This window comes from Pseudooctadecabacter sp. (assembly GCF_020627745.1).
In the GTDB taxonomy this organism is placed as follows: Bacteria; Pseudomonadota; Alphaproteobacteria; order Rhodobacterales; family Rhodobacteraceae; genus Octadecabacter.
Genome location: NZ_JAHDGE010000024.1, coordinates 23932 through 46243, shown reverse-complemented (window position 1 = coordinate 46243; position 22312 = coordinate 23932). Strand labels below are relative to the sequence as shown.

Annotated in this window: 19 protein-coding genes and 1 pseudogene; 13 read left to right on the top strand and 7 right to left on the bottom strand. The window is 60.9% G+C overall.

Annotated features, from left to right (window positions below):
• The 7 genes and pseudogenes from QZ653_RS10400 to QZ653_RS10370 form a co-directional block, all read left to right on the top strand.
• Positions 1 to 690, top strand: a pseudogene (locus QZ653_RS10400) (hypothetical protein); the annotation flags it as partial.
• Between the two features lie 43 nt (positions 691 to 733).
• Positions 734 to 2668 carry an AAA family ATPase gene (locus QZ653_RS10395; protein WP_296420001.1) on the top strand — a complete coding sequence of 645 codons (1935 nt, stop codon included), beginning with the start codon at positions 734 to 736 and terminating at the stop codon, positions 2666 to 2668.
• Between the two features lie 68 nt (positions 2669 to 2736).
• Positions 2737 to 3273 carry a hypothetical protein gene (locus QZ653_RS10390; protein WP_296420000.1) on the top strand — a complete coding sequence of 179 codons (537 nt, stop codon included), beginning with the start codon at positions 2737 to 2739 and terminating at the stop codon, positions 3271 to 3273.
• Entirely contained in the window at positions 3266 to 3622 is a 357-nt protein-coding gene (locus QZ653_RS10385) for a hypothetical protein (protein WP_296419999.1), read from the top strand. The genes QZ653_RS10390 and QZ653_RS10385 overlap by 8 nt, the downstream gene beginning before the upstream one ends.
• Position 3623: 1 nt before the next feature.
• Positions 3624 to 4970: a DUF6638 family protein gene (locus QZ653_RS10380; protein ID WP_296419998.1), complete on the top strand. Its 1347-nt coding sequence runs from the start codon at positions 3624 to 3626 to the stop codon at positions 4968 to 4970.
• A complete protein-coding gene (locus QZ653_RS10375; RefSeq protein ID WP_296419997.1) occupies positions 4971 to 5231 on the top strand; it encodes a hypothetical protein in 261 nt (86 codons plus the stop codon).
• A gap of 11 nt (positions 5232 to 5242) precedes the next feature.
• Entirely contained in the window at positions 5243 to 5941 is a 699-nt protein-coding gene (locus QZ653_RS10370) for a DUF1523 family protein (protein WP_296419996.1), read from the top strand.
• Between the two features lie 114 nt (positions 5942 to 6055).
• Here QZ653_RS10370 and QZ653_RS10365 read toward each other — a convergent pair whose 3' ends face one another.
• The 3 genes from QZ653_RS10365 to QZ653_RS10355 all read right to left on the bottom strand — a co-directional run bounded on the left by QZ653_RS10365 (position 6056) and on the right by QZ653_RS10355 (position 10375).
• Complete coding sequence (locus QZ653_RS10365; protein ID WP_296419995.1) at positions 6056 to 8374, bottom strand: aldehyde dehydrogenase family protein; 2319 nt, start codon at positions 8372 to 8374, stop codon at positions 6056 to 6058.
• 96 nt (positions 8375 to 8470) lie between these two features.
• Positions 8471 to 9457, bottom strand: a complete 987-nt coding sequence (gene deoC, locus QZ653_RS10360; RefSeq protein WP_296419994.1) for a deoxyribose-phosphate aldolase — start codon at positions 9455 to 9457, stop codon at positions 8471 to 8473.
• Between the two features lie 69 nt (positions 9458 to 9526).
• Positions 9527 to 10375 carry a helix-turn-helix transcriptional regulator gene (locus tag QZ653_RS10355; RefSeq protein WP_296419993.1) on the bottom strand — a complete coding sequence of 283 codons (849 nt, stop codon included), beginning with the start codon at positions 10373 to 10375 and terminating at the stop codon, positions 9527 to 9529.
• A gap of 129 nt (positions 10376 to 10504) precedes the next feature.
• On the opposite strand from QZ653_RS10355, the gene rpe reads away from it, so the two are divergent.
• From rpe to QZ653_RS10340, 3 genes are all read left to right on the top strand, one after another.
• Entirely contained in the window at positions 10505 to 11194 is a 690-nt protein-coding gene (rpe, locus tag QZ653_RS10350; RefSeq protein WP_296419992.1) for a ribulose-phosphate 3-epimerase, read from the top strand.
• Positions 11195 to 11438: 244 nt separating this feature from the next.
• Positions 11439 to 12131, top strand: a complete 693-nt coding sequence (locus QZ653_RS10345) for a response regulator transcription factor (RefSeq protein WP_296419991.1) — start codon at positions 11439 to 11441, stop codon at positions 12129 to 12131.
• Positions 12128 to 13057, top strand: coding sequence for a sensor histidine kinase (locus QZ653_RS10340; protein WP_296419989.1), 930 nt, complete (start codon positions 12128 to 12130; stop codon positions 13055 to 13057). The genes QZ653_RS10345 and QZ653_RS10340 overlap by 4 nt, the downstream gene beginning before the upstream one ends.
• A gap of 16 nt (positions 13058 to 13073) precedes the next feature.
• Here QZ653_RS10340 and QZ653_RS10335 read toward each other — a convergent pair whose 3' ends face one another.
• On the bottom strand, positions 13074 to 14075 hold the full coding sequence (locus tag QZ653_RS10335) for an NAD-dependent epimerase/dehydratase family protein (protein WP_366933086.1): 1002 nt from the start codon (positions 14073 to 14075) through the stop codon (positions 13074 to 13076).
• 55 nt (positions 14076 to 14130) lie between these two features.
• On the bottom strand, positions 14131 to 15645 hold the full coding sequence (locus QZ653_RS10330) for a trimethylamine methyltransferase family protein (RefSeq protein WP_296419987.1): 1515 nt from the start codon (positions 15643 to 15645) through the stop codon (positions 14131 to 14133).
• Positions 15646 to 15724: 79 nt separating this feature from the next.
• Between QZ653_RS10330 and QZ653_RS10325 the strand changes: the two genes are divergently transcribed.
• The 3 genes from QZ653_RS10325 (at position 15725) to kynU (ending at position 20420) form a co-directional block, all read left to right on the top strand.
• The gene (locus tag QZ653_RS10325) at positions 15725 to 16675 is read left to right on the top strand and encodes a LysR family transcriptional regulator (RefSeq protein WP_296419985.1); all 951 of its coding nucleotides are present in this window, start codon (positions 15725 to 15727) and stop codon (positions 16673 to 16675) included.
• Between the two features lie 92 nt (positions 16676 to 16767).
• Positions 16768 to 19200: a GcvT family protein gene (locus QZ653_RS10320; RefSeq protein ID WP_296419984.1), complete on the top strand. Its 2433-nt coding sequence runs from the start codon at positions 16768 to 16770 to the stop codon at positions 19198 to 19200.
• A 32-nt stretch (positions 19201 to 19232) separates the two neighbouring features.
• Positions 19233 to 20420 (top strand): kynureninase, encoded by a 1188-nt coding sequence (gene kynU / locus QZ653_RS10315; protein WP_296419983.1) that lies wholly within the window; start codon positions 19233 to 19235, stop codon positions 20418 to 20420.
• Here kynU and iolG read toward each other — a convergent pair.
• A complete protein-coding gene (gene iolG / locus QZ653_RS10310) occupies positions 20417 to 21403 on the bottom strand; it encodes an inositol 2-dehydrogenase (protein WP_296419982.1) in 987 nt (328 codons plus the stop codon). The genes kynU and iolG overlap by 4 nt on opposite strands.
• Positions 21400 to 22236 (bottom strand): class II fructose-bisphosphate aldolase, encoded by an 837-nt coding sequence (locus QZ653_RS10305; RefSeq protein ID WP_296419981.1) that lies wholly within the window; start codon positions 22234 to 22236, stop codon positions 21400 to 21402. Before QZ653_RS10305 ends, iolG begins: the two co-directional genes overlap by 4 nt.
• Positions 22237 to 22312: the final 76 nt, after the last annotated feature.

Sequence of the window (22312 nt, the reverse complement as noted above, 5' to 3'; positions counted from 1 at the left end):
CAGCGGCTATACTACGAAGAGTTGTCCAAAGGGGAGCTCTTTTGGGCACGCAACGATCCTGAGGCCATATGGCTGGGCAATGAGGCGCGGATGCGCAGGCGGTTTCTGATCCACTGGGCGGTTTATGACAGCCAGATCAACCTGCCGACGATCTACCTGATGGAGGTCGAGGACACAGGTGGCGTGGGTCTGCCCAAGGACGACCGTCGCTGGCCGGAAGTGCAGGCCCATCTGATGGCGCAATCGGTGGCGGGGCTGAAACTTCTGACCATCGCGCGCGGCTTTGATGAGGATTTCGCGGACCTTCACCCCAAACGCCTTCGCCGGTTCCATGTGGGGCCGATGTACAGCCATGCTTTCACCCGCCAGACGGGGCCGCTGCGCGAGGTGTTGGAACTGGCGCGCGCGCCCGTGGGCGAGGACTGGGCGCTGGTCTGGACGGAAGAGGAATTGGTGTCCGAGGACACGCGGCAGGAAAAATCGGGCTGGTTCGGGTCCGTCCAACGTGAGGTCTTTGCGCTTGATCCGTTCGAGGGGCGCGGTGCGGAGACCGGCGCGTCAAAGGTCGAACGGTCGATCATCTTGCCACAGCGGCCCTATCAGGCGCTGGAAGAACGCAGGCCGCCGGGGTTTGCGGACGTGCGGAAATTTGTGGTGTCCCCCAAGGGGCGGGTGCTGAGTTATCGTTAGGTCGGAATTTGAGTATTTTTAGCAAAACGAAGCAGGGGGCGGTATGAGCCAGACAAGCGACACAATGGAGCTGCGCGAGGAAGATATTGTTGCGCACTACGCCGCCGCCACTGCGATGGTGCAAGGGTTTGATCATACGCCGCGGATAGCGGAGGCGAAAGATGCGCCGGTGGCCGAGAAATCCAGCGGCATCGGCACACGGCGGCGGTTTCGCAGCACCACGCCCGGTTTGGTGACGCGGCGGACGACCCGCAGCGAAGGCGTGCAGTTGTTGGCGCGGATTGAAGGCGCGGATGCGGGGGACGATCTGGTCTCACCCGCGCAGGCCACCGTGCTGCACGGTTTGCGCCGCGCCATCGCCATCGCCCTGACGGTGGCGGAACAATATGCAGACCGGACGGGGCTGGCCGATCTGAAACGCGCGAACCTTGAGGGGACATTGCCCGCAGGCAAGACGGCCGAGTTCAGCGAATTCCTGACGGCTGAGGCGCTTGTGACGCTTTTTGTTTTCGCCAATGCCACGGCGTTTCTACTGGCGCCCCATGCGGGCGAAGAGACCGTGGAGATTGGTGAAGTCGAGGAGGTTTTGACCGACAACGGCACCCTCGCGCTGCATGGCGCGCTGTGGGAACTGGATCAGGACATTGGTCTTTTTGCCGACACGGAACCCAAGCTGGTCGCCACTGTGCTGGCCTTTGCCGAGGCGCTTATGGGCAAGGTCGAGGCGCGCGCATCGACTGCGGGGCGGTTGGATCCTTTCACCTCCGCCTCATGGACGGTTGAGGAAGACGGGCTGACGATCCGTGGCTTCAGCCCCGCGCGCAAAGGCAAATCCAGCACGCTGACCATGACCTTCAAGAAACCCAATGAGGTCGTGGGCAACCACATCGCCAAGTACCAGTCGATGAAGCTGGCCAAGATGCTGATGGCCTATGATTTTGACCGCAAGCTGAACCCTTTTGCGGAACTGGGCGGGTTCATCTTTACCTTTATGGGTGATGGTGCGCCGGGCACCGGTAAGACGACGTTGATCCAGATGATGGCGGGGTTGATCAACGACTATTGTCAGGTGGCAGGATATGCGTTCCGGTATCAGAACCTGAGCACCGACAACATCGACAGCTATCAGGGCAAATCAGGCCAGAACGCCAAGGCGTTTATCAACAACGTGATTGATCCCGGCGTGATCGGCTTTGGCACGATTGATGACATTGATCAGTTGGCGGGCAAGCGGGGGGATCGGCAATCCAGCGCGGGGCAGTTGGAAATTACGGCGGTCCTGATGGAAAGCTTTGCAGGGGCCAACACCGTGGTGCGCGGGAATTGCACCTTCGGGATGTTTTCGAACTACCCCGAGAATGTCGATGATGCCTTGCGCCAACGGGCCGGGGCGCGTTTCTTGGTGGACGGGCCGCAGACGCGGGAAGACTACGTGGATATCCTGTATCTGCTGATGGGCAAGAACCACGACATCCCAGTGGGCGATCATGAGGTGTTCAGCGCGCAAGAGATCAAAAAGGCGGTGGCTGCATCGTTCGAAAGCCATTCAAAACCCCATGAGCCGGGGTTGATGAATGTCTTTGATCGGGTGTCGTCCCAAGTGGGGGAACTTGATACGATCAACAAGTTGGGCACCTACTTGAAAGGTATTCAGGAGGCAGACAGCCGGTTTACGGGCCGCGCGATCAAGAACATCACCGATGCGGTCAAAGTCCGCGCGATGGATTTCGAACTGCCCGATGCGTGGATGGAAAACCCTGAGCTGTTCTTGCAAAAGGACTACGACACCAAAAAGGCGATGATCGAAGAGATGCGTCAGCCGATCACCGTTGAAATGGTGATTCAGGAAATCAACCGATACGCGGACAGTGAATTCCGTTATGCGGACAAATCCGATGAAGTCGCCATTGAAAACATGGTCCGCGATTACGCACGCCAGGAACAGGCCAAGAAACGGTATCTGGAGGGCAAATCCTGATACGTCCGTTTCCCATAGCCTTTTTGCTGCTGGCGGGCCTGATGGTCGCGGCGTTTGCGGCGGCGTCCATGACGCAGGACATGGGGCTTTTGTCGCGGGTCCCGCCCGCGAGTGAGGCTGTGCCAAATCCGGTGGCCGATACGGATGATCCGCTGGCTTTGGGGCAGGCGGCCTATACGGCTTGGGCGGTTCTTGTTCTGTTGATCCCGGCCTATGCCGCTTTGATCCTACAGGGTGCGGGGCGGGTGTGGCTTGCGTTCTGGTCGGCGGCTTGGGTGGGATATGCTGTCCACCTTTATGTGTCGGCCTTCTGGTTCTTCGGTGGCGATTTCGACTGGATGCAAAACACGTCGCGGGTGTCGGCGTTCTGGCCGGGTATGGCGTTGCTGGTCTGGTGGCCTGTCGACATTGCCCTGGGTTTGGCGGGGCAGCGTTCCGTTTGGGTGACGGTGCAACGGGTGGCCCTGCACATCGGTGCCTTTGTGCTGTTTTTCGGCGGGTCCGCCGTGATGGGAGAACTTACACTGGTCAAAGTGTTGGGGGCCGCATTGGCGGCAACCGTGCTGATCTGTGCTGCGATGTGGTGGAGGGGCCGTCATGGGTGATTTTGCCAGTGCGGCCTTTTCAACGGGCCTGATCCTGCCCGCATTGGTCTTGGCCGCGCTGGGCTGGTTTGTGCCACGGCTTTTGGCGCTGTTCTGGCCTGAGGGCGTCAAATGGCTGATGCTTCTCGCGCTGGCCTCGACGATTGTGATGGCTGGGGTGGGCGCTGCATTCTTCGCGCTGCTGTATACCTCGCAGGGGATCGGGGTGGATGATCTGTGGGAAACAGGCGGGATGGCTTTGGCAGCCCATTTCCTGCGGCTCAGTTTGATTTCCGCGCTGATGTGGGGGCCGCTGATGGTGCTGTCCATCGCCTATATCCCGCGCAACTGGGTGAAGGAGGTTTGGTGAGGTGAAACGACTAATCCAGAAAGGTCTGATGTTCGGCAATCTGATCCCCGTGGTCAGCCCGGTTCTGGTCGACCGTTATAACCGCGCGTTGGAACGGCTGACGGGAAAGCGCACGGCGCTTGCGGACTTTCACGTCGATATTTCGGGCTATAGCCCCGAGATCGGCGATGAATTGGGGGATGATCTGTACCTGAACCATCAGGGCGTGAACCGGCAGTTCATCCTGCTGACGACAGAGCAGAAGACCGCGCCGCTGCTGAACGCCAAGTTTTCAACCTCACGCGGGATATTGCGGCAGTTCATCGAGGCCAACGAGGCGCAGTTGTTTGCCCTGACGGCGCGCGATGCGGTCGCGGGGGAATTGGTCAATTCCGTCTATGCCATGACCACGCCCGCGCGGCTTCTTGATATCGGGACGGTCACGATTGAGGCAGATACCACAGACGGTGCGGTGGCATCTGCGGACCGGTTGGGTGGCCTCATTGATCGTTTTATGTCTGAAACGTCGGCGTGGTATGATGACGTGCTGATTGCCCAGATGATCGGCCTCGCAAAAGACACCGGGGACATCACGCGCAACCCCGTTGCCCTGACCGCGCAAACCTATGAACAGCGTAATTTCTGGACCGCCCATTTCGGGGGCGTCTATCTGTTTCGTGATGTGGATGCGCCGGCGGCAATCGCCATGGGCGACGCACAGGCCGTGGCAGGGGTGACGGAAACTGTCATCAGCGGCGCCAACCGGTCTGCGATTGCGCAGTTCCTCAAGCTAAACGATCTGGTGGAGCCGATTGTCGAGGCACGCGGCATCGACAGCGCCGCGATCCTGCGACAGAAGATGGATTTCATCGTGGCCGATGTGGCCGCCGGTCTGGGCGAGGATCTGACGCGGGCCACGCGGCGCGATCTGCGGCGTTTGGGCCAGCGGCATTTCGACAAGCTGCCCGCCGAATGGCAGGGGTTGGCCGATCTTGTGCGCTGGGCCGAGGATGGCGGGCCGTGGCCCCGCATTGACAGTGAACATCCTGCGTATTTCTACACGTTGCGCGCCCGTCCTCACGAGGATGCCGATCTGGTGAACATGCTGTTGGCCGAACTGGCCCCCAAAGACGTGCGCCAGCTGTTCATTTGTCACAAAGAGGCGTTCTATGCGGCCTATATGGACTGGCCGGATGCCAAGAAAGCCTATGTCGCGGAATTTCTGGCGACCGAATATCAAGTGGACAAGGCCGGCACGCGTGATGCTTTGTTCGGCCATGAAGCCCCGATGGAAGACCCCGCCGGTTCTGGCCCCCAGCCCGATCTTGTCGAACGGGTCGGACCCTGGGGCGCAGTAAGGAGGCTGTAAATGGGATTTGTCAGACTGGTCCTGGGTGGTTTTGTCATCCTCGGGGTGATCTATATTTGTGTCACCCTTTATTCGCGGTCGGTGCGCCGCGAAAAGCTGGAAAACTGGTGGGACGAGGCTCCGGTGGACGGCATGACCCGTGAGGCGTATATCGCAGACGGCATGGCCAAGTACGAAGCCGGATTGCGCAAAAAGCTGATCTGGCTGATCTTCGTCATTCCCCCGATCGTGGTAGGCACGATCATCTATTTCATCAACTGAAGGTTGGCCCCATGCGAAATCTACGCCGCGTTTTCCGAATTGCCTTGCTGCTGATTGTCGGGCTGTTCCTGCACTACGTCATGCCACAGCAGGATGTGGCACGGGTCACATCGACGGAGATTATCCGGACCGATTTCGGCGGATTGCAGCGCCTGTTCTATGCGCAGGCCGACAGCGGGCAGCTGGACGGCGTGACACGCGACCTGCGTCTGATCAATACCGAACGGCTGCCCACATATATGTTCGGCCTGATCCGTGGCGGCGACCCCGAAACGATGGTTTATCGCAACGAGGACACGGGCTGGATTTACCCACCCTATTTCAAGTTCGACAGTTCCGATTTGCAGGCCGAGGCCGCGGCGGCCATTTCGATTGCCGCGCCACGTGAATGGGTTGTTGTGACCCATTATGGCTGGCGGATCCGCTGGGCATCCATTTATCCCAATGCCGTGTCGATCCGCACCATTGAAGTGGCGGAAGGTGAGAACCCCATGGATTACCGGCCCTTTCCTTGGGTCAATCTGATCATTTTTGTGGTCCTGATTGCGGGACTTCTGTTTGTGCGCGCCATGTGGCTGCAGTTTCGCGAACGGACGCTTGATCCGCTGGCTGACAGTGCCGGCGACCGTCTGGATCACGTGAATGCGGATCTGGCCGAACGGCGGGGCCGGTTCCGGCGCTGGCTGGACACGTGGAAATCAAAGAAGTGATCTGACGATCCGCGCCTGCGGCGGGCGGGGGCGCCCCTGCGGGGCGCGTTCAGGGGCGCTGCCCCTCGGCCTGCGGCCTCACCCCGAGGTATTTTCGAACCAGAGAACCGCAGGTCATTCGCCGTAGGGAATCCAGATTGTTTTGACCTCGGTACTCTGCGCGCGCCAGATGGCTGATGGCCATGTCCGGGACAAGCCGTTGTTGACCCATGTGCGTTTGAGGTTCGCGGCCGATCCTGCCTCGATCACCTGACTGATGTCGGCCGAGGAGAAGGACCAAACCGCATCGAGGTTTCCATGCGCGGCCATATGGGGGGCAAGGTCGGAATGGGGACCCGTCAGGATGTTCACCACACCGGCGGGCACATCAGAGGTTTCAAGGACCTGATAGAAGTCGGTCGCCGCCAAGGGATAGGCCTCCGAGGCCACCGCTGTGACGCGGTTGCCCATGGCGAGGGCCGGCGCCAGTGGTTCGATCAACCCCATCAGGGGCCGGTTGTCATCGGTCAGAATTCCGATGTTGCCAACCGGTTCATTCATGGCAACGGCCACGCCGCGGATCGGGACGGATTTGGCTGCGCCGTCGTGTTTGTCTGCCCAGGCGGCCCATGTGAAAAGCCAGTCTATGGCCGCCTCGACCTCGGATTTGCCGTGTTTGGTGCCGGTGAGGGCGTTGATGCGCAGGGCGAATTCCTCTGCACGGGCAGACAGGTTTTCCGCGACATAGTAGAGGATTTGGGCCCGCAGGTGGCCGGTGCTTTTTGACCATCCTTTGGCGGCTGACATGGCCTCTACCGCGTTGCGGAGATCTTTGCGGTTGGCGAGGCTGGCATGGCCCAAAAGCTGGCCGGATCTGTTGAAAACGGGCTTGCTGTAACCGCCGTCAGGACGGGCCTGTTTGCCACCGATATAAAGTTTCGCCGTCCGGTCGAGAGGGTCTGCTGGTGTGCCGTCATCGCTGGTGAAGGGTTCGGGCGCAGTCAGGGCCGCCGCCTTGCCTTTGGGGCGCGTATATCCCAGCAGACCTTCCCAGCCCCCTTCGCGGCCAAAGCCGCTTTCGCGGACGCCGCCAAAGCCTGCGGCTGCATCCATCAGGTTCGTGGCATTGACCCAGACGATGCCACAAACAAGTTTGGGGGCGATGTCGAGGGCGAGGTTCACGTTCTCTGTCCAGACAGATGCCGCCAAACCGTAACGGGTGTTGTTGGCAACCTCGACCGCTTCGGCGGGTGTGCGGAATGTCGTGGCGACCAGCACCGGGCCAAAGATTTCCTCCTGCATGAGGGTGTCAGACGGGGCAAGACCGGTGATAAGGGTCGGAGGGTAATAGCACCCGTCCGGTGCGCTGCACTGGTAGGTTTCGCCTGCGGTGTTTGCGTCAACAAGCGATGCGATCTGTTGCAGTTGCACAGGGTCGACGATGGCGCCGACGTCGATACATTTGTCGAGAGGATCACCGATGCGCAGGGCGTCCATACGTGTCTTCAGTTTGGAATAGAACCTTTCGGCGATGCCTTCCTGGACGATAAGCCGTGATCCCGCGCAGCAGACCTGACCACCGTTGAACCAGATCGCATCCACCAGACCTTCGACAGCGCTGTCGAGGTCCGCGTCGTCGAATACGATATAGGGGGATTTGCCGCCCAGTTCCAAAGACAGCGCCTTGCCTGTCCCTGCGGTCTCTTCCCGGATGAGCCGGCCCACGGCGGTCGAGCCGGTAAAGGCGATCTTGTCCACATCGGCGCGGACCAGTGCGGCCCCCGTTTCACCATCGCCGGTGACGATATTGACAACGCCGGGGGGTACGCCCGCGTGGATACAGATTTCGGCAAAGACCATCGCGGTCATGGGCGTATATTCGGCCGGTTTGAGAACCACGGTATTGCCCATCGCCAGCGCCGGTGCGATTTTCCACGCCAGCATCAGAAGCGGGAAGTTCCACGGGATGATCTGGCCGCACACGCCCAAGGGGGCGGCGTCGGGCAATTCGTCGTCCATCAGTTGGGCGAAACCCGCGTGGTGGTAAAAATGGCGGATCGCCAGTGGCACATCAATGTCGCGCGCCTCGCGAATGGGCTTTCCGGTGTCGAGGGTCTCCATCACTGCGAGAAGCCGCGCATTTTTCTGCAAAAGCCGCGCAATCGCATAGAGGATGCGGGCGCGGGCCTTGGCGTCTTTTGCCCATTTTGGCTGGGCTTTGCGCGCAGCGGCCACCGCGCGGTTGACTTCGGCTTCGGTGCCTTTGGTGACGCCGGCCAGAACCTCGCCTGTGGCGGGATTGCGTGTGGCAAAGTCATCGCGCAGCACGTCCCATTTGCCGTTGATGAAATGTCCCGCAAGGCCGCCGCGGTCCGCGATCCATGCCCGCGCGTCGGACGCGTCTTCCGGGGCCGGGCCGTAATCCATGCTTTCAAAGATGTCGCGGATGGTCATGGTTGAATGCCCTGTCTGATCTCGAATGTCGCCCGCGCCGTTTGCAAAATCGGGGTGACGTCGTGTTTCGTTTTGCCAAAAATACTCATATCCGACCTATCCGATTGCATGACGCCAGCCGGCGGAATACCCGCCGGTCACGTGATGTTCCAACTGGCGTTCGATGTCGCCCAAAAGCGAAGAGGCCCCGAAGCGGAACAGGTCGGGCTGCAGCCAGCGGTCGCCCAGTTCTTCCTTGATCAGGCTTAGATAAACCAGGGCATCCTTGGCCTTGCTGATACCACCCGCCGGTTTGTATCCGACGCGAAGGCCGGTGCGTGTGTGATAGTCGCGAATGGCGCGGATCATGGTCAGGGTGACGGGGAGGGTCGCGTTCACGCCTTCCTTCCCGGTCGAGGTTTTGATGAAATCGGCCCCTGCCATCATGCATACGAGGCTGGCACGGGCGACGTTGCGCAGACTGCCCAATTCGCCGGTGGCAAGAATGGCCTTCACATGGGCAGACCCGCAGGCCGCGCGCATGTGCGCCATTTCATCATAGAGCGCTTGCCAATTTCCCTGCAGGACATGGCGGCGGGTGATGACGATATCAATTTCTTCGGCGCCTGCGGCGACGCTTTCCCCCACCTCGGCGATGCGCAGATGAAACGGCGACAGACCTGCGGGAAATCCTGTGGACACCGCGGCCACGGGAATAGATGTGCCGCGCAAGGCATCAACGGCCGTTGGGACCATGTCGTGATAGACGCAAATCGCCCCGGTGGTGAGACCTTCCATGCCCAGTGCGTCCAGAAGATCGGCACGGACGGGTTGGCGGGCCTTGGCACACAGCCGGCGCACGCGCCCTTCGGTGTCATCGCCGGACAGTGTGGTCAGGTCCATCAGGCTGATGGCCTTGCACAGCCATGCCGCCTGATAGTCCTTTTTCACGGTGCGCCGTCCCGGCAAGGAGGCGGCGCGGCGTTCGATGGCCGATGTATTGGCCTGCACCCCACGCACCCAGCTCAGGTCCAGAGGCGTGCCGTCGTTGCGCGGCTCCTGCACTTGCGGAAGCTGGGTGTCGGTTGGGGTCATCGTGTGCATGGGGCGGGTCCGGTTTGTGAGGCACCAGCCTGTCATGGCGGATGCCCCTTGGCAAGAAGTGACGGGCCGTCAAAGACGGGGCTGGACAAGGTCGCGCTGGCGCGCCTTGCGGTACTTCTGGGGTGTCTCGCCAAAAGCCGCAAAGAACGTTTTGTGAAAATGCGACAGGTTGGGAAGGCCGCAGTCGGCTGCAATTTCGGTCAGGCTGTCTGCCGTGCCTGTCAGCCGCCGCGCCGCATAGGCCATCCGCAATCCGGTGATATATGCGACCGGTGTCTGACCCATATAGCGACGCATCGTGCGCGACACATGGGGATGCGCACGCCCGCAATGATCCACGAAACCGGCGGCCCCTTTTTGAAACAGGGCGGGATCACGGGCCGCAGCGCAGGCCGCAATCAGCCAGTCCGGCGCGCCGTCGGCCATCTGTTCGGGCGGACGGTCAAGCGCTGTCAGAAGCGGCAGTAAAAAAGCCTCGAGATAGAGTTTGTCACGCGGACTGCGTTCAAGCCGCAAGGCGGCTGCGTTCAGATCGGCCAGCTGTCGCATGTCACGGTGCGTGACAAACGGGGTGGAGCCACCGGACCAGAATGCAAATCCGGTCAGGTCCTCATGCCTGTTGCCCAAGGCGCGTACGACGCCCGGACGGATAGCCACAGAAACGACAAGGGCGGCTTCCCCACGGCCCTGTATCGCATGACGCTGGTCGGGTGCGACAAAGACAAGATGTCCTTCGGTCAGGTCGCGCGGTGTGCTGTCCGTGTGCAGGCGCACCTGTCCATTCTGGACCCAGATCATCTCATAGAAATCCTGCACATGCAGATCGCGAGGCCGGCGGTTGTCCAGATCGGCACGGCTGAGAACGAAAGCTTCGTTCGCTGCGAAAATGTCGGATGCGGACAGGGAGGGGCAGGTCATAGACCTCAATTAGCATGGAAATTTGATCTAGGGCAGTCAAAACTCCGGCGACACCGGCCGAAAACCGGTGTGACAAAATCCCGGCGACACGCTAGGAGGATGTCAGTCTTCACAAGCAGGGTTTTCCTTATGTCCTTCGACCGTTCCATCAAGATTGCGCCGTCCATCCTGTCGGCGGATTTTGCCAACCTTGGCGCTGAAATTCGTGCAGTTGAGGCCGAAGGCGCAGACTGGATTCATGTCGATCCCATGGACGGTCATTTCGTTCCCAACCTGACAATCGGGCCGAATGTGGTTGCGGCGATCCGCCCCCATGTGACCACATTTATGGACGTCCATCTGATGATTTCGCCTGCCGACCCCTACATCGGGGATTTTGCCAAAGCGGGCAGCGATATGATCACGGTTCATGCCGAGGCTGGCCCCCATTTGCACAGGTCTTTGCAATCGGTCCGGGCGGAAGGCTGCAAGGCGGGTGTCGCGCTGAACATGACGACCCCGCTGGACCATGTGGCCGACATTCTTGATGACATCGACATGATCCTGATCATGACGATCAATCCCGGTTTCGGGGGGCAGAAGTTCACCCATGCCATGGTTGATAAGGTTGCGCGGTGTCGTGCAATGGTCGGGGACCGTCCCATTCACATTCAGGTGGACGGCGGGATCGACCCGGACACGGCGCCTTTGGTTGCGCAAGCCGGAGCCGATGTGCTGGTGGCCGGATCGGCGGTGTTCCGTGGCGGGTCGGTGGACAACCCAGGCGTCTACGGTGACAACATCCGGGCGATCCGAGAGGCCGCGCTGAACGCGGTTTGACGCCTGCACACGGTCTGCACAAATGTGCAGGACCGTCTGCGAAGCGCTGCGTCACACCGGTGACAGGCCCGACCGGATCGGGCCGTCATCTGCACCGGAGGCCGCCCTTGACCCAAAAAGACACCCGCCGCCAGACGCGCATTCCGCCGCGCCTTCTTTGGGATGGCTGGTGGCTGGATCATGATGTCCGGCCGTTCCCCATTCCGCCGCAAGCGGCTAAGCTTGGCGAACGAAAGGATCGCGGATGACCCATACAGTTCTGATCGTTGATGATGATGCCGATATCCGCGATGTGGTGCGTATCGCGTTGCTGCAGGCCGGGTTCCAGACCGAAGAGGCCGCGGACGGGGCCGCAGCCTTGGCAGCCGTGACGCAGGTGAAGCCCGATCTGGTCGTGCTGGACATCGGCCTGCCGGAGATGGACGGTCTTGAGGTTTGCCGCACATTGCGGGTGTCGACGGATGTTCCGGTCCTTTTCCTGACGGCAAGAGGTGATGAAATCGACCGCATTGTCGGGCTTGAAATGGGCGCGGACGATTATCTGGCCAAACCGTTTTCGCCTCGCGAACTTGTGGCGCGGGTGCGGGCGATCTTGCGACGGGGCGGGGCCGCACCATCCGGCCAGCCGATGCGGCGCGGCGTTCTGGAGGTCGACCCCGACCGGCATTTGTGCCGTGTGAACCGATCCGCTGTCGCGCTGACCGCGCGTGAGATGGACCTGCTTGTCAAACTGATGGCGCGCCCCGATCAGGTCCATGCGCGGCCCGCCTTGGTGGATGCGATTTACGGGGTCAACGTCCATGTCAGTGACCGGACCATGGACAGCCATTTGCGAAACCTGCGGGCCAAACTGGCGGCGGCGGGGTGTTTCGATGCTGTCGAAACGATGCACGGCATTGGTATCCGCATGGGCCCGTGTCGTGGAACTGACGGTTGAACCGCATCGCCGTCAAATGGCGTCCGCCGCTGTGGCTGGTGGTGGCAGGCACGCTGGCTGTGGTTCTGGCCCTGCCCATCATCGGCATCTTTGTCGTGCGCTATATGTGGCCCGTGATCGGCTACCGTGAAGCAGTGTGGCTTGCGGGGTTCGGTGTGCTGGGGGCCACATTTGTTCTGGGCTGGATGCTGTGGCGGATTTTGCTTCGACCGATGCAGACCCTGCGGGACCGTGCCTCCGGCGTGCGAACGGGTGCTGGAAATGCCCTCGACCCGCTTGAGCATTACGGCACGTCCGACATGCAGGCCCTTGGTCAATCCGTGCTGGACATGGGACGCGCCCTGCGCGGCCGCGAGGCCGTGTTGCGCGGATATGCCGACCATGTCACCCATGAACTGAAGTCGCCGCTGACAGTGGTCCGCGGGGCTGCGGAGTTGCTTGCCTCACCGGACTTGGAGCCGGCAGAGCGCGCGCGCCTTTTGGCCAAGATCGAAGCTGCCTCCGGTCGGATGACCGACCTTCTTGACGCGCAACGGGCCCTTGCGCGGGCACAGGAACCGGCCGCGGCGGGCATGGTGCGGCTGTCCGATGTGGCAGATGGTCTTGAGGTTGTCACAGATGGATGCGTGCCGTTGCCCGAGGCCACCTTGCGGCTGGTTCTGGATCACCTGACCGGCAATGCCCGTGCGCATGGTGCAACGCGGATTAGGGTGGGCTACGACGATCGTCTTTGGATCGAGGATGACGGCCATGGCGTATCCCCCGGAAACAGAGACCGCATTTTCGAGCCCTTCTTCACCACACGCCGCGAAACCGGCGGCACGGGCATGGGGCTGGCGATTGTCGCACGCATGCTGGATGCCCATGGGGCAGACATCAGACTTGTGCCGTCAGATCGTGGCGCGCGTTTTGAAATCCGGTTCTAGGCGTAACGGGCCCGGATCAGTCGTTCATGCTTTTCCGTGTGAGAAAGGACGGCAGTTTGTTCGTCTCTCCGGGTGACTTGGCGGATGCGATGTCCGGCGTGACTTGTGTTTCCGCCTCATCCGTTGACGCCCCATCTGTTGAGGTTCCGTCCGTTTGCGCCCCGTCATCCTCGGATGAAGTTGCAGACATGGCCTTGATGCCCGCGACGCCGCTTTCGCCCAATGGAACTGTGGCAAATGGCCCCCCAAGGCACATTTGCGCACGGTCTGATGCATCTGCAGGCGGGGCGGAGGCCAGAAGGGCGTCTGCCCAATCTTCGGCGTTGTCTTTCGGTTTGTATCCCAAAAACGCGGCCTTGTCGTTGTTCACCGGGGCACGGTCGTTGTTTGACACACCGTAGATGACGGCAAAGCCTGTGGTGGTGGCGGTGACGGATCGGTCGACCAGGTGACGCAGATCATCAAAGCTGAGCCATGTGCGCAGCGCGCGGGCGTTCTGCGGTTCTTTGGTGCACGACATGATCCGCAAATGCACAGATTCCATGCCGCGCTTTGTCCAGTAAAGTTTGCCCAGATCTTCGGTAAAACATTTTGCAAGGCCATAGAATGTATCGGGCGCGTGATCGGCGTCCACGCCAGCACCGGCTGCCGTTTCAACCATCCCGACGGCATGGACCGAGGACGCATAGATGACCCGTTTCACGCCATGGCGATATCCTGCTTCCCAGACATTGTATGAACTTAGGTAATTTGGCCCCAGAAGGTCCTCGAACGGGCGCTCGTCGGCGATGGATGCGAAGTGAACGGCCATATCCGCGCCCTCCATCAGGGGAAGGACTTCATCAAAAACCGCGCAATCGGCCTTGATGTAGGTTTCATTGTCCAGCAGCCTGTCCGGCGGGTCTTTCACGTCCACGGAAACGAGGGTGTCGGCGCGGCTGGCGAGGGTTTCGCGCAATTCCATGCCCAGATTTCCCAAAGCCCCTGTGAGAACGATTTTTGAATGAAGTTTGGTCATGGTCGGGCCGCCTTTTGATGGGTCTGCGGCACGTTGGGGCTATGCGCGCGCCGGGTCAAGTGCGCGGGGGATGCCGGATGTCAAAGGCTGCGCGGATTTTTGCGTCCTGTTTGGCGGATAGATACCGGGGGTTATGGTTTGACAGGATGTCATCGACCCTTGCCTTTGCCCGATCGTAAGCCGTCATTGCGCCGTTTTCGGCCCAGGTGCGCGGTTGGTCGCGGTCGGCCAATGTCGGGTAGTGGTAGTCCCGTGTCATGGCCTGAAACGTGTGATCCGACCCCAGAAAATGGCCGTCGCCCAGAATTGCGTCGCGGATAGCATCATAGCCAAGGGTGTCTTCGGAAACCTCGACCCCGCGCAGGGTGCGGTAGGTTTGGGCGTGCATCTCGTCATCCAGCACGAAGGCTTCGAAGGACGCGCCAAGCAGGGACGCCGTCATGCCGGAACTTTCGTAAATCAAGTTGCCACCTGCCAAGGCTGCGGCCAGCGATGTCATCGCCTTTTCCACCCCGTATTGGGCATCAATCGCCTTGGCGTCGGTCATGGATGCCGCGACCCCTGACGGCAGGCCCAGCCTGTTGATGATCTGGGCGGAGGCCGCGTTCAGGACCGTCGTCTCCCCGCCGCCGCCCGCAAAAGCGCCCGTGCGCAGGTCGATGACCAGTGGCCAGTTGGAAAAGATCATCGGGTGGCCCGGTTTGATGACATTGACCATGACGAGCGAGGCCAGCGTTTCGGCCAGCGACATGGCCAGAAATCCCGCAAGCGTTGCAGGTGCCGTGGCCCCTGCCTGTGCGGCCGTGATGCAGGACACCGGGATGTTGTGGGCAAGGCATTCGTAGGTCACATCCACCGCATCCGCCCCGAACCGCATGGGGCTGATGACCGGCGAGATATGCGCCTTTACGAAGGGTGTTTTGGCGAATTGACCATCCGAGGCCATGTTAAACAGGTCGACCAAGGGGGCCACGTGTTCTGCCAGCGTGAATGCGGTGGCCACATGTTTGGTCGTGTTGGCCATCAAGGCATAGGCTGTGTTCACATCAAGCGCCCATTCGCTGTCCATGTCGCCTGCGATGCAACAGCGGGTGAACCAAGCGACGTTGTCTAAAGCGTCTTGCAAACGGGTAAAATCGTGCAAGTCGGCCAGGGTCGAGGGGCGGTAAAGGCCGGTGTCGCGGTCCAGCGTGTTTACGGCGGCCCCGCCTGTGCCGAAATAGACCTTGTCGCCGCCGACTTCGATGGTGCGGTTCGGGTCCCGCGCATGAAGCGGGAAGGTTTTGGGCGCACGGTCGATTACGTCTTCCACAAGGGCACGCGGGATGGAAAGGCGATTGTTGTCAAGCGGGGTGCATCCAGCGCGGATCAGATCGGTGCGAAGTCTGCGGGGGACTTCCCCCATGCCAAGATCGGACAGAAGTCGGATCGCTGTCTCGTAAATCGCGTCGCATTCGTCGTCGCGCAACGGGCGGTACTGGCCGCCCGCCTGACCCGGCGGCGCCGGATTGATTGCGGGGGGTGCTGCGGCGGTGGCGTGGCGGGCCTTGCGGCCGGAACGTCTGGACATGCGTCAAAGGTCTGCTGTGACGCAGATTCACGCAAGAGGGCTGGACAGGGTACGGAAAAACCGAAAACATGATTTTGATATGGACAATCCAGACCCCCCATTCACCTTTCGCGCGGCACAGGTTTTCGTGGCAGCGGTTGAGGCTGCGTCTGTGACGCGCGCGGCCCACAGGATGGGCATGGCGCCCAGTTCGGTGTCCCAGCAACTGTCGACCCTCGAAGCAGCACTCGGGGCAAAGCTGATCGAACGGTCGGCGCGACACTTTCGACTGACCCGCGCGGGAGAGGTTTTTCTGCCTGCGGCCAAAGCGCTTCTTGATGATGTTTCTGCAGCCAAGGCGCAGCTGGTGATGGCAGATCAGGCACCCCCGATGACGGTCCGTGTTGCGTCCATTGAAGAACTGGACGCCACGGTTTCGGCCCCATGGCTGTTACGCCTCAAGGTCAGGTTTCCGAATATTTCGGTCACGTTGTCCAGCGGGGCCAGCCATGAAAATCACGATGCGCTGTCCAGTCGGGCTGTTGATGTGATGATGGCTGTCGACACGGTTGCACAGGCCGACTGGGTGGATCAGCACCCGATTTTGCGTGACCCGTTCATTCTTGTAACGGCCCCTGATCTGGCTGCCGATGCGATTTTGTCGCGACCCTTTGTGCGGTATTCGGGCGACCTTCAGATTGGGCGACAGATCGAGGCGCAGTTGCGCCGGTCGGGCGTTGTCCCTGTGCGCGGGTTCGAATTTTCCACAAATCAGGCGTTGTTCGCGATGACCGCCGAACTGGGCGGATGGGCGATTACGACGGCGCTGGCGTTTTTTGGCACGCCCCTTGCCGGTGACCTTGTGCGGGCCCATGCGCTGCCGGTGCCTGCCTTTGCAAGGGTGCTGGCGTTGCACACGCGGGCCGGTGCGCTGGGCGAACTTCCAGCGCAAATGGCTGAGGACATGCGCGGATGCCTTACGGACCGGATTGTCAGGGACGCCGATACCAGGGTGCCTTTTCTGGACGGCGGATTGCAAATCCTTCGGTAAATTCGAATGATAGATTTCTGCTGCCTGCGCGGGATTGATCCGTGCCCTGAAATTTGTTCCGGTTGCGCGTCTTGTTGTCGAAAGGATGCGCCGTGAAAACCCAGACCAGAGCCGTCGTCATCGGAGGTGGTATCGCCGGGTGTTCGACCCTCTACCACCTGACCCAAGAGGGATGGACAGATGTGGTGCTGGTCGAACGGGACGAACTGACCAGCGGCACCACATGGCATTCGGCCGCGCAGGTCACGAACTTTGGAATGAACCAGACGATGGTCGGGCTTAAGACCCATTCGATCAACCTCTACCAAGACCTGCGCGACGACCCCGATTATCCGGTGCAATACAACCACGGCGACGGTGGCATCCGGCTGGCCAACACCGAGGCGCAGATGGAAGGCTATCGGCATTTTGCCTCAATGGCGCGGGGCATGGGTGTGGAGTTTGAGGTGATCGACGCCGAAGAATGCGCGCGGCGGCACCCGCTGATTTCGACCGAAAACCTGTTGGGTGGTCTGTGGGATGGCAACGACGGGGATATTGATCCCGCGTCCCTGTGTCAGGCGCTGGCCCGCCGCGCACGCAAGGCGGGCGCAGAAGTGTATCGCCAGACGGAGGTCACGGGCCTGACACAGCTGAAGGACGACAGCTGGATTGTGCATACATCCAAGGGCGATATTGCCTGCGAAGTTGTCGTGAACGCCTGCGGATACCGCGTCAACGAAGTGGGCGCGATGATGGGCGTCCATCACCCCGTGATGTCCATGGAACACCAGTACTTTGTGACCGAAGACATCCCCGGCATCGTCGAGGCTGGCCACCGGATGCCGCTGCTGCGCTGTCCGATTTCGGACTATTATTGCCGTCAGGAAAAGCAGGGTCTGCTGCTGGGGTTCTACGAACAGGACTGCCGGACGTGGGGCATGGACGGGATTGATCCGAAGTTTACGAATGACCTGTGCCCCGACGATCTGGACCGGATTACGGATGTCCTTGAAGGCGCATTTGAACGGATGCCTGCTTTGATGGAGGTCGGCATCAAGAATGTGGTGAACGGCCCGATCACCTACACCATCGACGGCGCGCCTTTGGTTGGGCCGATCCCGGGCAAGCGCAATGCATTCTGCATCATTGGTCTGCGGGCGGGTCTGGGCGAAGGCGGCGGGCACGGCTGGCTTTTGGCGCAACAGATTGTCCATGGTGAGGCGTGTTATGACACTTGGGTCATCGACCCGCGCCGGTTCACGGGCCACACCAATGTCGAACTGACAGCGCTGAAGGCGATTGAGGATTACCAAAACGAATTCCGCTTTCACTTTCCCAACGAACACCGCCCCGCCGGACGGGACGCCAAGACCACGCCTTTGACACCGGTTCTGGCCGCCGAGGGCGCGGAATTTACGGTCGTCAACGGCTGGGAACGGGTCGAGTTTATGAAGCCATCCCCCGATTTTCACGTGACGCCGTCGTTCAAATTCGACGAGGCGTTTGACGTGGTGGGGGAGGAGGTCGCCGCCGTGCAAAATGCCGTTGGCATCGCGGAAGTCAACGGGTTCAACCGGTTTGAACTTACGGGTGCGGACCGTCACAGCTTCCTTGACCGCATGTTCTGCGGACGTGTTACGCAAAAGGACGGGCGCGTGGGTTTGGGGTATTTGCTGAACCATCACGGGTGCATCAAGGGGGAAGCGACGGTTGCCAATTTGCCCGCATCAGATCGTGGCCCTGCGCGGACGTGGTACGGGTCTGCGGCGGCGGCGGAATTCCACGACATGGACTGGCTGCAATCGCATCTGCGCGCGGATGAGGACGTACAGATCCGGTCGCTGACCAATGACCAGACCATCTTGGTGGTTGCGGGCCCCAAGGCGCGGGACGTCATGCAGGCGGTGAGCCGCGCCGATTGGTCGCGTGAGGCGTTCCCATGGCTCAGCGTGCGGGAATGTTTCGTGGGCTTTGCCCCCGCGACGGTTTTGGGGGTCAGTTTTTCGGGTGAACTCGCCTATGAAATCCACGTACCCAACGCCAATTTGTACAGCGCCTATAAAGCCTTGCGCGCGGCGGGGGTGGCCCATGGCATGCGGATGTTCGGGGCCAAGGCGGTTGATTCCATGCGGATGGAAAAGGGGTTCCTTCATTGGAAGGCGGACCTGATGACCGAATTTGACCCGTTTGAAACCGGCCTTGATCGGTTCGTGAGATTGGACAAGGATTTCGTTGGAAAACCCGCGCTTGAGGCCCGCGTGGCGGCAGGCAAGACAGCGCAGCTTGTGTGCCTTGATCTGGACAGCACCGATGCTGCGGCCCATGGCGGTGCGTCGGTGATGGACGGGGACCGCGTTGTGGGGACGGTCACGTCGGGCGACTGGGGGTACCGCGTGGGTAGAAACCTCGCCTATGCGTTTGTGAAACCAGACTTTGCCAGCCTCGGCACTGCGTTCGAGGTTGACGTTCTGGGCCACCGTGTCCCCGCCACGGTTGTCCCGATGGGCGTTTACGATCCCGACTATGCGCGCATGCGCAGTTAGGCTAGGCAGAGGCGCAACCAAGGAGGCCGCCGATGACCGTGCTGCGCAAAGAGATGTTTCACCTGCCTGACGGCATGATTTACCTTGATGGGAATTCGCTGGGTCCGTTGCCTAAGGCCGCCCCTGCGCGGCTTGAGGGGATGGTGCGTGATGAATGGGGCGCGCATCTGATCAAGGGCTGGAATGTCGATGACTGGATGGGCCAGCCGATGCGCGTGGGCAATCTGGTCGGGCGTCTGATTGGCGCGGCCAAGGACAGCGTGACGATGGGCGACACACTGTCGGTGAAGGTCTATCAGGCGCTGTCGGCGGCGGTTCAGATGCGGCCTGACCGCAAGGTGATCTTGTCGGATACGGGCAATTTCCCGTCCGATCTTTACATGGCGCAGGGCCTGATTGCGCAGTTGGGCCAAGGGCATGAGTTGCGCACGGTTGCCCCTGAAGACGTGGCAGACGCGATCACGGATGAGGTTGCGGCCGTGATGATCACACAGGTGGATTACCGCAGTGGGCGCATGCATGACATGGAGCAGATTACCAAAGCAGCGCACGCGGCAGGGGCTGTGATGATCTGGGATTTGGCCCATTCTGCCGGGGCGGTGCCTGTCGATCTGGAGGGTTCGAATTGTGAATTCGCGGTGGGGTGTACGTATAAATACCTCAACGGGGGGCCCGGCGCGCCGGCGTTTATTTATGTGCGTCCTGATGTGATCGGGGATATTCAACCGGCTTTGTCGGGTTGGCTGGGCCATGATGCGCCCTTTGCCTTTGATCTGGATTATCGCCCCGCCATGGGGATCGAACGGATGCGCGTCGGCACGCCGCCGGTCTTGCAGCTGACGGTTCTGGAAGAGGCGATGAAGGCCTGGGACGGCGTTGACATGGCTGACGTGCGCGCGGCGTCTATCGAACTGACGGATCTGTTTATCGAACTGGTTGAGGCCCGATGCCCCGAGCTGACGCTGTTTTCACCACGCAACGCCGCAGATCGCGGGTCGCAGGTGTCGTTTGCCCACCCCGAAGGTTACGCCGTGATGCAGGCCCTGATCGCGCGGGATGTCATCGGCGATTTCCGTGCGCCGAACCTGATCCGGTTCGGGTTTACGCCGCTTTATATCGACGAGACCGACGTGCGCGGCGCCGTCGATGTTCTGGCGGATGTGTTGGACAACCGGCTGTGGGATGATCCCGAATATAAGGCACGCAGCCGCGTCACCTAAACGGTGACGGGCTGTCCTGTTTCCAGAGATCGGGCCGCCGCATCCGCGAGGATTTGTGCGCGCAAACCGTCCTGAATGGTCGGGATTTTGACCGTCGCATCGGCCAGATGCGCGATGAAGGTCTGCATTTCAATCGCGTAGGCGGCCTCATACCGTTCAAGAAAGAAGTTGAGCGTTGGCGCGGCGCGAAAGCCGTCGGCAGTGGCGACGTCAACGGTGTTTTCCAAGACATTGGCCGCGCGCAACATGCCGCCCGATCCGTGGACTTCGATCCGCTGGTCATAGCCGTATGTCGCGCGGCGCGAATTGCTGATCTGGCAAATCTTGCCGGAGGCGGTTGTCAGTGTGACCGCTGCGGTGTCCACATCACCGGCCTTGCCGATCTCAGGGTCCACAAGGGCCGCGCCGACAGCGAAAACCTGCACCGGTTCTTCGCCCAGCAAAAAGCGCGCCATGTCCAGATCGTGGATCATCATGTCACGGAAGATACCGCCCGAGGACGTGATGTAGCTGATGGGCGGCGGGGACGGGTCGCGCGACAGAATCGTGACGATTTCCACGCTGCCGATTTCGCCGGCAACGATGCGTCTCTGCACATTGGCAAAGTTGGGGTCAAACCGGCGGTTGAACGCGGTGAAAAAGGCGACCCCCGCGTCATCCACGTGTTTGATCAGCGTGCGGATGTTGTCGGCGGACATGTCCACCGGCTTTTCGCAGAAGATGGCTTTGCCAGCTTCGGCCGCGGCCTTAATGATGTCGAAATGCGTATCGGTCGGCGTGCCCACGACGACGGCGTCTATGTCATCGCTGGCGATGATGTCTTCGGTGGTGCGCACCTCTGCATTGCAGGATTGGGCCAGCTTTTCAGCGGCCTCGGGGAAGAAATCCGATACGGCCACGACATCAACGTCGTCCATACCGCGCAAGGTCCGCGCGTGAACGATGCCGATGCGGCCACAGCCCAGTATGCCAATGCGTGTCATGTGTCCTCTCCCTTAAAGGCGCGCAAGACGGTGCGCGTGGCCGCGACCAACGGGTCGTGGGTGTCTTTGAGTATCTGGTTCCGGTCAAAGCGGCTGTCGTCGCTGTTCACCGCATCCCGCAGCGCCGCGCCGAAGGCCATGCGCAATTCGGTGCCGATGTTGAATTTGCAGATATTGGACGTGCGGGCCAGCGACGTGCGTTGCGCCATTGGCACGCCGGAGCCGCCATGAATGACCAGCGGCGTGTCGGTCAGGGCCTGAATGGCGCGAATGCGCGGTTCATCCAGTCCGCCGTCCTTGTCTTGTTGCAGATGCACGTTGCCCACAGAGATTGCCATGGCGTCGACGCCCGTTTCACGGGCGAATTGCGCGGCCTCCTGCGGGTCGGTTCCGGCTGAGGCCTCCCCGTCGGCGTAGCCCACAAAGCCGATTTCGCCTTCGCAGGAGATGCCCGCAGCATGGGCCATTTCGGCAATCGCGGCGGTTTCATCAATGTTTTGCTGAAGCGGCTTGCGCGATCCGTCGAACATGAGGGATGTGAAGCCACTCTCCAACGCCTCCTTGCAGTCGTCGAACGTGTACCCGTGATCAAGGTGGGCCACGACCGGAACGGAGGCACTTTCCGCCAAATGGCGGAACATCTTGCCCAAGACCGGCAGCGGCGTGTGTTCGCGGCAACCGGGCCCGGCCTGTAGGATGACGGGGCAGTTTTCGGCCTCTGCTGCGGCCACATAGGCGCGCATGTCTTCCCAGCCCAAGGTGACCAGACCGGCGACCGCATGGCCCTGTTTCAGGGCAGGCTGAAGGACGTTTGAAAGAGTGACTAAGGGCAAAGGACGGTCCTTTGGTGAGACGGTGGAATGAGTTGTATTGGCCAAGATGAAGAGGGCGCGCGCGCGCTGCCTTCGA